Genomic DNA, 14,150 nt, shown 5'->3' with positions numbered 1-14,150 from the left:
CCTCCCTGCAGCTAGGCGAGTCGTAACCGGCAATCCGCTTCGACATCTTCCAACGCGCGCATCGCTGCCAGCAGGCGGCGGTGCAGCGACTCCGACACCGGCAGAATCGGCGCGCGTGTGTCAGGGCCGATGCGTCCTTCCGCTGACAACAACGCCTTGACCGGCGCCGGGTTCGGTTCTGCGAACAGCAGCGCAGCCAGCGGTGCCAGTGCGTCAGCCAGCCGTTTGGCCTCGTCGATGCGGCCGGCGCGATGGTGTGCGACCAGCGCCACGAACAATTCCGGCCGCAGATGCGCACCGGCCAGGATGCCTCCCGTGCCGCCATGTGCGAGGCAATCGAGCAGCGCGCTGTCATCGCCGCTCAGCACATCCAGCGGCCCATCCTGCAGCGCGCCGAAATGCCCAGCCACACATTCCTTGATGGCGATGATGTTGGGCTGTTCAGCCAGCGCCAGCGCGGTATCGGGCGCGATCGAGACGCCTGTGCGCTTGGGCACGTTGTAGAGCATCACGGGGCGGGCCGTGCTGGCCGCCACGTGTGCGTAGTGCCAGTGCAATCCCGCTTGCGAAGGGCAGACGTAATACGGCGGGGGCACGAGGTAGCCGGCGCTGTTCCATCGCTCGTAGTGGCGGATCTGCGCGCATACGTCGCGTGTGTCCGTCGCGCCGACGCCGATCAGAAACGGCGTGCGCTCGCCGCAAGCGTCCGCGATGGTTTCCAAAACGGTGTAGCGCTCGATCTGAGAGAGCAGCGCGGCTTCACCGGTCGTGCCCAGCGCCACGAAGCCCGACACACCGGCGCCCTCGTAATGGCGTACCAGTTGCCGCAGTGCGGCGGTGTCGACCTGTCCATGATGGAACGGCGTGACCAGCGGAATCCAGATTCCTGAGAACATGGCACGCCTCAATGCAGCACAGCATGCGCGCGCCTGTGCGACGTGCGCAGCGGCGTAATGCGGCCCAGCGTGGCGCGCGGCAAGCCATGCAGCAGCGCGCCGATTACCGCATCCACATCTGCGTGAGCCAGTTCGAGATCCACGGTGACCGCTTTGCGGCGCGCGTCATGCCGCACGATGTACAGCCCGAGCGCGTCGCCAAGCAATGCGTGCATCTGCCGCCGAACCGCATGCGGTGTGTCACCGGGCACGGTCACGCGCAGACACACATGCTGGCGTGCCGGCAGAGCCACCGGGCGAGGTACCGCCGCCGGAGAAGGCGGCAGCAATTGCGGAACCAGCGAAGACAGGAGCATCGATCGCGCCATGATGGAAGGTGGCGACGGCCCGCGTCGCCATGTCGTTGAACATGACGACACCGTATCGATTCGCTCGTAAAAAGCGTGAAAAAGGGGTGTGACGCTCCGTAAAGAAAGTGTAAATGCTCAGCCAGCGTGCACTTGCCTGCGACGACGCAGCGCGATGATCGTCAGCGAGACGCCGCTCACCGCGGCTGCTGTCAGCACGTAGTAGCTCGGCGCCAGCGTATCGCCCGTGGTGTGGATCAACCACGTGACGATGAACGGCGCGAATCCACCGAACAGCGTTACGCCCAGGCTGTAGCCGAGCGACAGGCCGGTCGAGCGCACGCGCGTAGGAAAAATCTCCGACATCAACGCCGGCATCGGGCCACGCCCACCGCTAGCAGCAGGTTGGTCCATTGCGCTTTGAATGAAGCCTGCGGGTCGATGGTCGTCTTCTTCTGCTCGGCAACGAACTCGGGCGTCTCGTCCAGATGGCGGCGGATGTAGAAACCGACCGGGCCGACCAGCAGGCCGAAGATGAACGGCAAGCGCCAGCCCCAGCCTTCCAGATCGGCCGGCGAGAGCGATGCCGTGAGCAGCGCGCCGAGCCCCGCCGCCAGAATGGTCGCAATGCCCTGGCTGGCGAATTGCCAGCTGGCGTAGTAACCGCGCCCGCGCGTGCTGTGCTCGACCATGAAGGCCGTCGCGCTGCCGAACCCCACCCACCGCAAAGCCCTGCACCAGGCGGGCAAGCAGGATGGTGACGGGAGCGACGATGCCGATCTGCTGATAGCTCGGCATCGCGGCAATCGCCAGCGTCCCGATGATCATCAGCAGGATCGACAGCGTCAGTGCGGCCTTGCGCCCCTTCTTGTCGGCATACATGCCAAGCACGATCGCACCGACCGGCCGCGTGATGAACGACACGCCAAAGCTTCCCACCGCAAACAGCAGCGAGACCCATTCGTCATCGGCCGGAAAGAACAGCTTGCCGATGATGGACGCGAAGAAGCCGTAGACGAGAAAGTCGTACCACTCGAGCGCGTTGCCGATCGACGACGAAATGACGATGCGGCGCGCGTGGGCTGCACTTGTGGTTGCAGGGCGAGCGGGTGCAGCAGCGCCTGCCGCAGAAGGTGCGGTCATGGTGAGGGTTCCTTTGGTGCCGGCCGGGATCGTTTTTTATGGGAACCGCAGCGCGTCGCCCGCCCGGTCCGACGGGTCAGCGCGCTGGTGCGGCGGGGCTTTCTTAGAAGCCCACCGCGTGGCCATCGCGGCGGCTGTCGCTGGCGGCCACGTAGCCGTGGTCGGCATCGTCCGACAGCCGCCAGATGAACTGGCCGGAGCCGAAATCCATGTACGGATCGGCCACCGATTCGAGCTTGTGCCCGCGTGCTTCCAGCGCGGCGACGGTCTCGGCGTTCATCGTGCCTTCCACGTCCAGCGTGAAATCGCGGTTGACCTTCCAGCGCGGTGCATCGCACGCGGCCTGCGGCTGCTGCTTGTAATCGAGCATGCGCACGAGCGTCTGCAGGTGGCCTTGCGGCTGCATGTCGCCGCCCATCACGCCAAAGCTCATCTGCGGCTGGCCGTCCTTGGTCAGGAACGCCGGGATGATGGTGTGGAATGGCCGCTTGCCGCCTTCCACCACGTTGGCCGAGCGCGCGTCCATCGAAAAACCGAAGCCGCGATTCTGCAGGCTGATGCCGGTGCCCGGCACCACCACGCCCGAGCCGAAGCCCATGTAGTTGGACTGGATGAACGAGACCATCATGCCGTTCTCGTCGGCGGCGGTCAGGTACACCGTGCCGCCGGCGCGCGGCATGCCGAAGCTCGGCATCTGCGCGCGGCCCATGTCGATGAGCTTGGCGCGTGCATCGAGGTACGCGTCGTCGAGCATCTGCTCGGGCGTGACTTCCATCGAGCGCGGGTCGGCCACGTATTGGTAGAGATCGGCAAACGCCAGCTTCATCGCTTCAATCTGCAGATGCTGCGAGTCTGCCGAGTCGACGGGCAGGGCGCCAAGATCGAAGCGATCCAGAATGCCGAGCGCGATGAGCGCGGCGATGCCCTGGCCGTTCGGCGGGATTTCGTGCAGGTCGTAGCCGCGGTAGCGCTTGGTGATCGGCTTGACCCATTCGGGGCGATAGTCGCGCAGGTCTTGTGCGGTCATGGCGCCCCCGCATTCGCGCGAATAGGCGGCGATGCGCTCGGCGAGTTCGCCTTCGTAGAAATCACGGCCGTTGGTCTGGCCGAGGCGGCGCAGCGTGGCGGCTGCGTCGGGCAGTTTGAATTTTTCGCCCACTTCCGGCGCGCGGCCGTGCGGCATGAAGGCCTGCGCGTAGCCGGGCTGGTTCTGCAGCTCCGGAATGGCCGCTGCCCACTTGTGCGCAACGATGGGCGCGATGGTGTGACCGCGCTCGGCAATCTCGGCGGCGGGTTCCAGCACATCGGCAAACGGCAGCTTGCCGAAGCGTTCGTGCGACGCAGCCCACGCGGAGATGGCGCCGGGCACGGTCACCGCGTCCCAGCCGCGTGTGGGGCGCTTGGGGTTGCCGTTGGCATCTTCGCCGTATTTCTTGCGGAAGTAATCGAGGTTCCACGCCTGCGGCGCGGTGCCGGAGGCGTTCAGGCCGTGCAGTTCCTTGCCGTCCCAGAGGATTGCGAATGCATCGCTGCCGAGGCCGCACGAGACGGGCTCGACCACGGTGAGCATGGCCGCCGCCGCGATGGCCGCATCGACGGCACTGCCGCCTGCGAGCAGCATGCGCAGCCCCGCCTGTGCGGCCAGCGGGTGGGACGTCGACACAACATTGCGCGCAAACAGCGGAATGCGGACGGTGGGATACGGATTCTGCCAATCGAAGCGGTGGGACATGGGCTTAAGCGCGAATAAACGGGAAGGTCTGACGGACGATTATTTGCGGTGCGCTCGATTTAATAAAGTTAAAATTCATTGGATTCAGCTTAAAAGAAACTTGAGAGTCCACCGGACCCTTCCGTGAGTACCGTCCGCTTTCTCCGCACCTTTGTTGCCGTGGCTCGCCACGGCTCGTTTGCCGCCGCCGCCGAGCGCGTAGCACTGACGCAGGCCGCGGTAAGCCTGCAGATGCGTGCGCTCGAAACCGAACTGCGCCGCGATCTGTTCGACCGGTCCGGACGCACCGTCACGCTCAATGCGCACGGCCGCGCGCTGCTGCCGCAAGCCGAGCATCTGCTGGGCCTGTACGACGCCATGCGCATCGGCGACGAACCCCAGACGGAGTTGTCCGGCGCCGTGGCAATCGGCGCGGTCGTGTCGGTGATGGGGTCGTTGGCACATGCGGTGGCAGGGCTCAAGCAGGTGCACAAAGGGCTGGACGTCAAGCTCATCACCGGCAAATCGGGCGAACTGGCAGAGCAGGTGGAGGCGGGCGAGCTGGATGGCGCGCTGGTGGTCGAACATCTTGAGCGCCTGCCTGCCAACCTTGCGTGGCACCCGCTCTATACCGAGCCGCTGGTAGTCGTGGCGGGCCGCCATACGCGTGGCCGCGCTGAGGAAGTTTTGCGCACCCATCCCTTCCTGCGCTTCGACCGCGCGGTGCGCACGGGTGCGCTCATCGACCGCGCCCTGCGCAAGACGCACATGGCAGTCAACGAGTTCATCGAGGTCAATTCAATCGAGGCGATTGTCGAGCTGGTGCGCCAGCAAGTGGGGGTGACGCTGGTGCCCCGCCTGCGCCGCGCAAGCTGGGAGAGCGATCCGGCCCTGCGCGTGCTGCCCATGCCGCCGCAAACACCGGTACGCACGGTCGGCATGATCGAGCGGAAAGAGCATGTGCGGCACCGTGTGATCCAGGCGGTACTCGATGCGCTCGAAACCACACTTGGCAAATCCAGCGCCTAGACTTGAAGCACCAAGACCGGCTCCGGAGGCTGCTATGGACGCATTCATTCAACGCTGGCGCGACGAGTTGATCTTGCTCGGTCGTGTGCTGATGATGCTGCTGTTCTTGATTTCCGGCTGGGGCAAGTTGACCGGCTTCCAGGGCACCGTCGGCTACATGGGGACGGTCGGTGCGCCCATGCCGGTAGTAGCGGCCGCCATCGCTGTCGTCATGGAATTTGGCGTGGGGATTGCCCTGTTGATCGGCTTCTGGACCCGACCGCTGGCGCTGTTGATGGCGCTTTTCGTGCTGGGCACTGCGCTGATCGCCCATACGTTCTGGAACGTCGAAGGCGCCATGCAGACCGCCAATATGGTTCAGTTCTACAAGAACCTCAGCATCATGGGCGGGCTACTGTTACTTGCCGTGACGGGGGCCGGACGGTACGCTTTGCAGAAGTCGTAGCGCGCGGGTTCAGCGCAGCGAGCGCTGCACCAACACGAGTACGGCAAACACACTGCATGCCACGGCAAACCAGCTGAAGAGTTGCGTGCCTGCCAACAACGTCGCTTGCCGATCAATTTCGGCTGAGAGGCTTGCCAACCGCTCGGGCGTGAGCGGGTTGGCAGCTTGCAGGTCTGAGGTGAACCGTGTGACGTGCGCCACGATGAGTGAGCGCGATTCCGCCTGCTGCGTCTGCAGCGACACCGCCGCCAGCCCCGTGCCTACCGCGGTCGCGAACTGGCGCGCAATGTTCTTCATCTGGTAGCCGTGCGCAAAGTCTTCGCGGTCGAGATCGAGGTACGTCATCATCGCCACCTGGATCATCACCGCGCCCGGCGTGACGCCTTCCAGGGCCGACACGGGGAAGAACGCATAGTCCGGCGCGCCCGGCATCAGGCTTGTCGCCAGCAGCAGCGCGGCTGCCGCATACACCGCAAAGCCGATGGCAATGAAGCGGCGCTTGCGGAAGAAGAACGGCAACCAGACCGTCATGACGACGGCCACCACCGTCGACACCGCCCCGCTGATCATCAGGAATAGCGTGGTCGTGCGAAAAGTAAAACCCAAGCCGCCTTGCGACACCGCCGGAAACAGGTACGACCAGTACCCGCTCATCAGGTAATAGACGCCGTAAAAGCCGATGCCCCACAGATAGCGGCGGCCGTTCAGGCGGGAAAGATCCAGCCACGGGTCGGGGTGCGTGCGCAGACGGTGGATGGCCAGCAGCAACGAAGCCGCACCGCCCAGCAACAACAGCGGAATGACAGGCGAGGCCGTCAGACGGCTGTAGCGCAGCTCCGACAGGCCCATCAGGAACGACAGCGCGCCGATGGCCATGGCGCCCACGCCAATCCAATCCCATTGGCTTTGTTGTGGCGGCGCCGCATCGGGGCGGCGTGCAGCGCGTGTGCGCGGTTGATGGTGTTCGGGCGGCAGGAAGAACATCGCCATCCATGCCGCGCCGGCGAGCGCCAGTTCGATCCAGAAGATCACGCGCCACTCGCTGTATTCCAGCACCTCGGCGCAGATCCACGGTGCAATCGTGGTCAGCCCGAACAGGCCGACACTGAACATCAGCATCGGCGGAATGCGCTCGTCGGGCTCGGCCGTGAGTTGCACCAGAATGCGCGACGCCGAAAACAGGCCGCCCGCTCCCAGGCCCTGGATCGTCCGTCCGATGACGAGCTCGCCGATGTTGTTGGACTCGGCGCACACCACGCAGCCGATGGCGAACAGCACGATGCCCACCAGCGAATACATCCGGTAGCCCACGTGCGCGGCAATGCGGCCGATGGCGAGGTTGGCGACCACGGCCGCCACGGCATACGCTGTGACGGCGTACAGATACGCCTCTGGGCTCGCATGCACACCGCCTTGGATGTGCTGGCCCGCCACGGCGAACATCTGCGACGAGACAAAATCGAGTCCCGTGGACAGGCCCATCGCCAGCCCAAAAGCGTGGACGCGCGCCGAAGAAAAGTGGGGAAATGCCCGCAGCGACGCGGGTTTGAGGATTTGCAGCGACATGTGCCCGAGCATAAACTTGCCCGCCAGCCGGATAAACGGCCAACTCTAGGAACACTGTCCAGTCATGCGAACAATGGAGTGGAACGACTGGGAAACCTTCTGCCGCGTGGTGGAGGCCGGCAGCTTCACCGCCGCCGCCGAGGCGCTGGGCATCCCCAAATCGACCGCCAGCGCCGCCGTATCGCGGCTGGAAGCGGCGCTGGGCGTACGGCTCATGACCCGCACCACGCGCCAGTTGCGGTTGACCGAAGCGGGCTCGCACTTCTATGACGACATCGCGCCACTGTTCGAGCGCCTGCGCGAAGTGCACGCCGACACCACCGCCGCCAGCGAGACCGTGGCCGGTACGCTGCGCATCGCCGCACCGTACGAAGTCGGTGCGCAGCACCTGACCGAACCCGTATGCCGCACGCTCGAGAAATATCCGCATCTGCAAATTCAGGTGCATATCTCTTGGGAGCAGCCTGACCTGCTGGCCAGTGGCTACGACATTGTCTTCGTGATGGTCGATCAGGTGTTGCCGGATTCATCGCTCGTGGCGCGCCGTGTGGTGCTGATCCCGCGCGGCTTGTATGCGTCGCCGACCTTGCTGGCGGAACGCCCCCCGCTCAAGACGCCAGCAGACCTTGCCGGCTGGCCCTGCCTTTCGGGCCCTGATGACGCCAGCTGGGCCTTCCGCCCCGTCGGCGAGCCGACGGCTGAGCCGATCGAAGTCCCGATCCAGCCGCGCCTGCAGACCCTGAACGCCGAAATGCGCGCCCGCGCAGCCGTGCGCGGCTTGGGCGTGGCACGCATGGCGCGCTCCGTAGGCGACACGGAAGTCGCGGCCGGCAGGCTCGTGCGCGTGCTGCCCGATTTCGAGCTGACCGCGCTGCGCGTCTACGCGCTGATGCCAGCGCGCAAGCTGGTGCCGCGCAAGGTGCGCGTGTTCCTGGACGCGCTGGAGGCAGAGGGCGTTTCCGCCACACCGGCCCACGCCTAGCCGAAGACCGGCGCTGGATGTCACAATCGGCGCTTCCCTATTCGGATTGTGAGGACCGGCGGCCATGCGTCTGCGCCAGATTGAAGTTTTCCGCGCCGTGATGCTGGTCGGGACCGTCAGCGAGGCGGCGCGCATGCTGAACGTGTCGCAGCCCGTGGTGACGCGTGTGCTGCAGCACACCGAGCTGCAACTCGGCTTCCGCCTGTTTGACCGCACCAAGGGCCGCCTGCAGCCCACCGCGGAGGCGTTCGAGCTGTTCAGCGAAGTCGAGCGGCTGTATCAGGAGGTCGAGCGCGTGCGGCGCGTGTCGGCCAATCTGCGTCACAAGGGCGCCGGGCGCTTGCGCGTGGCGGCAACGCCCAGCCTGGCCCCAAGCATCCTCGCGCCTGCCGTGCGGCGTTTCTCGCAGCGTCACCCCGATACGCTGGTGCGCGTGTTCACGCACCACACCGCTGAAATCGTGCAGGGCCTGCTCTCGCAGGACATCGACGTCGGTTTTGCCTTTGCGCCGCCCGTGCATCCGGCCATCAGCACCACGCCGGTCGCCCAGGGCCGCATCCTCCTGGCCGCGCCGCGCGCCTGGGTGGGCGGCAAGACGGACGGCCGCGCGCTGCATAAGCTCGTTGCCGAGAAGCCGTTTATCGGACTGGAAGACCAGATCTCGCTTGGCTCGCTGGTCGGGCAGACGCTGGCGCGCGGCGGGCTGGCGCCGCAGTCGACGTTGGAAGTGCAGACCTATTCGTTGGCGCGTTCGCTGGTGGAGGAGTCGCTCGGCGTGACGATGCTCGATCAATTCACGGCCGCCACCGGCAGCATGGAGCGCATCGCGCTGTTCGCGCTGGAGCCCGCGCAGACATTCGATGTGCGGGCCATGCGTGCCGAGCATCATGCGCCGTCATCGTTGGCGGATAGCCTCGTGCAGTGCTTTGCCGAAGCCGCGCGTGCGTTGTCCGATGAACTTCCACAGCGCGTCGAGCCGACCGCATTTGTGCTCAAGCCCACCGAACCTGACAGCGACGCAGCAGACTAACCGGTTTCGCTGACCATTCCAGGAGACGGATCCATGCGTCGTATTGCAACTGCAGTGATGTTCGGGCTGGCGCTGGGCGCTGGCGCATTTAGCGGTATCGCCACCGCCCAGCAATCGCCGGTGCCCGGCATGTCGTCCGACGATCTGAACACCGCGCTCGACTTTGCCAAGGCCGGTCTCAACAAGGCCATCGATCAGGCGCGTGCGTATTCGGCGTTGCCGATCAAGGACCCGCACGACGTGCGCTACACGTGCGAAGGCGGCAAGACGCTGCTCGTGAAATACATGACGGTGGGCGACACCCCGCTGGCCGCCATGACGCTCAACGGCAAGACGCTGGTCTTTGCCAACGTGATGGCCGCTTCGGGTGCGCGCTATGCGTCGGGCCAGTATGTGTGGTGGACGAAGGGCCCCACCGGCTTCCTCGCCGACGAGACCCTGCCCGGCGGCCGCAATCAGCTCTACCGCGATTGCAGCGAAACCACCAGCGGCCGGCCTTAAATTTCCTGCAGATCGTGCCCGACGATGATCTCGCCCTTGAAGTGCGGGCGTACGGCATCGAGCCAGACTGAATCTTCCAGATACGGGTACCCGCCGGGCACGAAGTGCGACAGCACCAGCGTCTTCACCTTGGCCTCGGTGGCGATGCGGCCCACCTCTTCGGTGGAGGTGTGGCTCGCCAGCAGATGCTCGCGCAGCGTCTTGGCGTTCGGCTCGGTGGACAGCAGCTTGTCGAGCGAAGGCAGGTGCATCACCTCATGGACGAGCACATCGGCGCCGTACGCCAGGCGCACGAGATTTTCGCTCGGTGCCGTATCGCCGGAGATGACGATGGACCGGTCTGCCGAATCAAAACGAAACGCAAATGCCGGCGACACTGGCGGGTGCTTGACCAGCGCGCTCGTTACCTTCACGTTGGCGTCCTGCATCACCAGCCCGCCTTCGCTGATTTCGTGCGGATGAATCATCGGCGCCAGCGGCGGACGGCCCTCATCGGCAATGCGGGTGCGGATGTCGTAGTCGTACAGCTCCAGGAACTTGGTCGTCATGGCGGCCAGCGGGGGCGGGCCCCAGGCGTCAACGGGGCCGGTCAGGTCGGTGGCCCACGCCAGCAGCATCAACGTGCCGTAATCGGCGTTGTGGTCGGAGTGCTGATGCGTGAGGAAGACGTGGCGGATGTCCTTGAGCTTGAGGCCCGCCGTCACATACTGGCGTGCGACACCGTTGCCGCAATCGACCACGTACGACACGCCGTTGATGACGATCACCTGTGCCGGCGCCGAGCGATTCTTCTTGGGCGTGGGCCCGCCTGCCGTGCCCAGCAAGATCAAGCGCGTGCCCTTCTTGGGCGCATCGGCGGCCAGGGCATGCAGCGGCAAACCGGCGGACGCCGCACCCGCGGCCAGCGCGCCGGCCTGCTGCATCCAGCGGCGACGTTTGTTGTCGAAGGCGTGCATGCGGCCGTCTCCTCTCTGTTGTTGTATGGGCGTGGGCCTCAGCGCGGCAGCCCGCCCACCTTCATGCCGGGCTTGACGCCCTTGCGTGCAAACCAGCCCTTGTTCATTTCCAGCGCATAGCTGCCAGCCTTGGTGGGGCAGTGGTTGTCTTCGGTCTGCGGCTTCATCTCGGCAATGTCGGAGATGGTGCCGTCGTCGGTGATGAAGGCGATGGACAGCGGCAGGTCGGTGTTCTTCATCCAGAAGCAGTGGCCGGCGGATTCATCGAACACGAACAGCATGCCTGCGGTATCGGGCATGGTCTTGCGGAACATCAGACCGGTCTCGCGCGTTTGCGGGGTGGCCGCCACCTCGGCCTTGACCTTGTACATGCCGATGGTCAGGTCGACCACGGGCAGGCCGGTATTCGGGGCGGTGGGCGCGGCGGGTGTCTGGGCGAGGGCTCCGGTGGCGGCAACGGCCAGCGACAGAGCGGCAAAGAGGAGGGACAGGGTGGTCATGGCGCGAACGGATCAGAAAAGAAACGCTCCATGATCGGCACTCGGCCCGCCGCCGTCAATGAAACGGCGGCGGGCTGCGCGACGAAGTTGTTACCGCGTGTTGGTGCCCGCGGGAGGCTGACGTTCGAGGGCGACCGTCTTCGCGGCCACCTTTGGCGCATGCGCGGAGCGCGCCTTGTCGGCAGCCGGATCGGGCATCAGCGCCACATACCGCGCATCGGTGAGCGTGCGCAGGAATGCAACGATGTCGTCAATTTCGTCTTCCGTCAGCGCAGGCGTGGTGCCGGGGCGGCGGTTCATCGGCACGGCATTCACGTTGATGTTGCCCTGGTACTTGGCCGGCACATCGTTGAAGCGCTTGCCGCCGGGGTACCACTGCGCGGGGTCGGTGGAGCGTGTGGCATAGAAGGCCACCGTGTCGCGCAGGGTGCGGAACACGCCGTTGTGCATGAACGTCTGGCGCACCGCCACGTTGCGCAGGCCCGCCGTGCGGAAGTAGCCGCACCACTGATCGGGCTCCGGCCATTTGAGCGTGCGGGCGGTCTGGCACAGGCCGACGTCGAAGTGGCGTGCGTCCTTGTTGGCGGGCAGCAGCGGGTTGCGCGGCACGGCGATGGCGTCGTAGCCGAAATCCGTGAACAGCGAGCGCTCCGGCCGCGACGACGATTCCACCATCAGATGGCACGACGCACAGTTGCCTTTGTCCGGATTGCGGAACAGGGCGAGGCCGCGCATCTCTGCGGGCGAAAGCGGCGTGCGCTTGCGCAGGAAATCGTCGAAGCGGGAGGTGAACGGCGCCAGCTCGTCGCTCTGGAAATAGGCCTCCAGCGCCTTGCCCAGCACGCTGACCAGGCGTTCGGGCTCATGCACCGCATTGGCGCCGAACTGTTTTGCAAATGCCTCGCCAAGGTCGGTGCCGGCCACCTTGCGCTGCAGGTCGCGCGCTGAACGGTTGCCCATTTCGTCCGGGTTGAACAGCGGGCCGCGAATCTGTTCCGGGATGGAGTCTGCGCGGCCATCGGCAAAGAAGCCGCCGAACGGCGACGGGAAGCTGGCGTCGTCGTCCTGGAAGAAATAGCGATGCGGGATGTAGCGCAGATACAGCAGCGAGGGCGCATTGCGTGCCGCCACGTGCCCGGGGCGGCTGCCGGCCGGCACGCCGATGCGTAGCGCCTCGCCCTTCAGCGTCGGCGCGAACGCGCGGCCGGGGTCATGGCACGCCGCGCACGACGTGCCTTGCGGTTCCGACAGGCGCGGGTCGAAAAACACCCGTTTGCCGAGCGCCACGAGGTTCGGGTCCGGCTTGAACGCGGTCGACTCGGCAGGCGGCGGCACGGCGTCCAGCCTGGGCGTCAAGCCGATCGATTCAGCTGCCGCCGCACCCGAGCAGAGTGCGGCGGCAATCCACAGCGCGGTGCGCAGGTGCTTCAAGGTGCGACGAAGCCTGTCTTGTCGCACACCAGGCTCGTGCCGTTCTGCGTGCACGTTGTCAGCAGCTTGCCGGCTACGGTGTAGGCCTTGAACAACCAGCCCTTGGCGGGCGCGGGCTGGCGGTCCATCACCATGAAGCCGAACGAGTTGTTGTGCGAGATGCTGCCAACGGTCACACCCGAAGCCGGGCTGATAGCCGGGAACGGATCGGGCAGGGCCACGTCGAGCGAATCGCCGGCGTTGCCGGCAACGATGGTCGCGGGGTGGTTGCTGGTGAAGTTGATGGCCTGGAAGTCATGCACGTGGCCGTGCAGCGCGACCTGCACGCCGGGCGGGTAATACGCCGTGGCGTTCAGGCTGTTCATGACCGACAGCAGCGCCGCATTGCCGCCCAGCGGCGTGCTGCCCGCGATGGGCACGAAGCCCAGGATCGGATGGTGGTTCGTGAAGATCGACATCACGCCCGGCTTGGCGGCCAGCGTGCCCACCGTGCTGAACTGCTTCTGGTAGGTCTGGAACCACGGGTCCGTCGTCGCCAATGCCGTCGTGCCGGCCTTGGCCGAATCGAACACGATGACCTGCGTGTCGCTGCCGATGGCGACGGCGTACGGGTCCGACGCGTTAGCAGCGGTGTCGTTGGCCGGGTCGTCGCACGAGCGGGCGGTGGAGTACGGACGTGGATCCAGGAAGCGGTACCAGCCTTGGCCGGCGCGCGCGCATTCCTCGTGGTTGCCGCGGACCAGCACCCACGGGGCCGCAGCCATCAGCGGAGCGGCGGGCTGGAACAGGTCGGCCTGCCACGTATCCCAGCCGTATCCCCAGGGGCTGCCCTGGCAGCCGGCCACGTCAGGCGGGCAGGCGTTTTCGCGGTAGTGGTAGTCGCCCACGTGCAGGACGAGGTCCGGGTTCATCTTGGCGGCCGTGGCAGCAGCGCTCGCAAACGGCCACGACAGCGAGTCGTTACACGACTGGAACGTGTTGCTCGACTTTTTCATGCGGCAGCCGGTGTCCGCCAGGATCACCACGCGCTGCGGATTGGCCTTGGGCAGCGGCAGCACGCGCGAGCCGATCGACGCGGCCTTGGCCGTGGAGGCCACGGTGGCTTCGCAGGCATTCACAGGGAACGACGAGGCTTTCGAATCGCTGGCGGCGCTGGCCGTGGTGCGCTGCGCCGGCGTGCCGGCCGCCACACGCAGCGTCATGCGCGTGGAGGTGCCGTCCACCGTCAGCAGCGGGCAGACCGAGCTGTCGACGGGCGAGGCGCTGTTCGTATAGCTCGTGACGGCGCGTACGACAGCCTGGTTGCTGTCGCCGATCTCCACCCATGCGGCCTGAATGTTGGCGTCAGCCGTGGCCGCATCCGACGGCGTGGCCGTCGATACCGGCGTCGAATCGGACGACGAGCCACCGCAGCCTGCAATCACAGCGGCAGCGGCCAGCGCGGCAAGAGAGAGCATCGTGAACACGGTGCGTTTTCGTCGCACCGGAGCGAACATCGATCGGAATTCCATTGCGCCATCCCTGTTTCTTGTTGTGAGGAGTGGGCAAGGTACTCAAGCTTGATGGCGCTATTTTGACAGCAGGCGAGGGCGAAAAAAAAAGCAGATGCATAA

The 14,150-nt window shown here is 65.7% G+C and carries 13 protein-coding genes and 1 pseudogene; 5 read left to right on the top strand and 9 right to left on the bottom strand.

Translation table 11 applies throughout. The annotated features are described in order from the left end of the window. Positions 1–11: 11 nt before the first annotated feature. From dapA to N5B55_RS11955, 4 genes and pseudogenes are all read right to left on the bottom strand, one after another. Positions 12–896 carry a 4-hydroxy-tetrahydrodipicolinate synthase gene (dapA, locus tag N5B55_RS11970; protein ID WP_009241337.1) on the bottom strand — a complete coding sequence of 295 codons (885 nt, stop codon included), beginning with the start codon at positions 894–896 and terminating at the stop codon, positions 12–14. Between the two features lie 8 nt (positions 897–904). Next, entirely contained in the window at positions 905–1,252 is a 348-nt protein-coding gene (locus N5B55_RS11965; RefSeq protein WP_178960573.1) for a hypothetical protein, read from the bottom strand. Positions 1,253–1,381: 129 nt separating this feature from the next. Beyond that, positions 1,382–2,386, bottom strand: a pseudogene (locus N5B55_RS11960) (MFS transporter). Positions 2,387–2,489: 103 nt separating this feature from the next. Then, the gene (locus N5B55_RS11955; protein WP_304538279.1) at positions 2,490–4,118 is read right to left on the bottom strand and encodes a gamma-glutamyltransferase family protein; all 1,629 of its coding nucleotides are present in this window, start codon (positions 4,116–4,118) and stop codon (positions 2,490–2,492) included. A 123-nt stretch (positions 4,119–4,241) separates the two neighbouring features. Between N5B55_RS11955 and N5B55_RS11950 the strand changes: the two genes are divergently transcribed. Both N5B55_RS11950 and N5B55_RS11945 read left to right on the top strand, forming a co-directional pair. Then, positions 4,242–5,126 (top strand): LysR family transcriptional regulator, encoded by an 885-nt coding sequence (locus tag N5B55_RS11950; protein ID WP_065859753.1) that lies wholly within the window; start codon positions 4,242–4,244, stop codon positions 5,124–5,126. Between the two features lie 34 nt (positions 5,127–5,160). Beyond that, positions 5,161–5,571, top strand: coding sequence for a DoxX family protein (locus N5B55_RS11945; protein ID WP_012762716.1), 411 nt, complete (start codon positions 5,161–5,163; stop codon positions 5,569–5,571). Between the two features lie 9 nt (positions 5,572–5,580). Here the strand turns inward: N5B55_RS11945 and N5B55_RS11940 are convergent, their stop codons facing one another. Then, positions 5,581–7,137 (bottom strand): MFS transporter, encoded by a 1,557-nt coding sequence (locus tag N5B55_RS11940; RefSeq protein WP_304538278.1) that lies wholly within the window; start codon positions 7,135–7,137, stop codon positions 5,581–5,583. Positions 7,138–7,210: 73 nt separating this feature from the next. Here N5B55_RS11940 and N5B55_RS11935 point away from each other — a divergent pair, with 73 nt between their 5' ends. The 3 genes from N5B55_RS11935 to N5B55_RS11925 all read left to right on the top strand — a co-directional run bounded on the left by N5B55_RS11935 (position 7,211) and on the right by N5B55_RS11925 (position 9,650). Then, on the top strand, positions 7,211–8,119 hold the full coding sequence (locus N5B55_RS11935; RefSeq protein WP_012762714.1) for a LysR family transcriptional regulator: 909 nt from the start codon (positions 7,211–7,213) through the stop codon (positions 8,117–8,119). Positions 8,120–8,183: 64 nt separating this feature from the next. Beyond that, positions 8,184–9,149 carry a LysR family transcriptional regulator gene (locus N5B55_RS11930; protein ID WP_012762713.1) on the top strand — a complete coding sequence of 322 codons (966 nt, stop codon included), beginning with the start codon at positions 8,184–8,186 and terminating at the stop codon, positions 9,147–9,149. A 33-nt stretch (positions 9,150–9,182) separates the two neighbouring features. Then, complete coding sequence (locus N5B55_RS11925; RefSeq protein ID WP_178960572.1) at positions 9,183–9,650, top strand: MliC family protein; 468 nt, start codon at positions 9,183–9,185, stop codon at positions 9,648–9,650. Here the strand turns inward: N5B55_RS11925 and N5B55_RS11920 are convergent. The 4 genes from N5B55_RS11920 to N5B55_RS11905 all read right to left on the bottom strand — a co-directional run bounded on the left by N5B55_RS11920 (position 9,647) and on the right by N5B55_RS11905 (position 14,048). Then, positions 9,647–10,606, bottom strand: coding sequence for an MBL fold metallo-hydrolase (locus N5B55_RS11920; RefSeq protein WP_304538277.1), 960 nt, complete (start codon positions 10,604–10,606; stop codon positions 9,647–9,649). The genes N5B55_RS11925 and N5B55_RS11920 overlap by 4 nt on opposite strands. A gap of 38 nt (positions 10,607–10,644) precedes the next feature. Then, entirely contained in the window at positions 10,645–11,106 is a 462-nt protein-coding gene (locus N5B55_RS11915; protein WP_304538276.1) for a DUF192 domain-containing protein, read from the bottom strand. Positions 11,107–11,196: 90 nt separating this feature from the next. Beyond that, a complete protein-coding gene (locus N5B55_RS11910; RefSeq protein ID WP_304538275.1) occupies positions 11,197–12,537 on the bottom strand; it encodes a cytochrome-c peroxidase in 1,341 nt (446 codons plus the stop codon). After that, positions 12,534–14,048 (bottom strand): metallophosphoesterase, encoded by a 1,515-nt coding sequence (locus N5B55_RS11905; protein WP_304538274.1) that lies wholly within the window; start codon positions 14,046–14,048, stop codon positions 12,534–12,536. The genes N5B55_RS11910 and N5B55_RS11905 overlap by 4 nt, the downstream gene beginning before the upstream one ends. Between the last annotated feature and the right edge of the window lie 102 nt (positions 14,049–14,150).

This window comes from Ralstonia pickettii (assembly GCF_030582395.1).
Taxonomy (GTDB): domain Bacteria; phylum Pseudomonadota; class Gammaproteobacteria; order Burkholderiales; family Burkholderiaceae; genus Ralstonia; species Ralstonia pickettii_D.
This window is presented reverse-complemented; position numbering and strand designations above follow the sequence as displayed.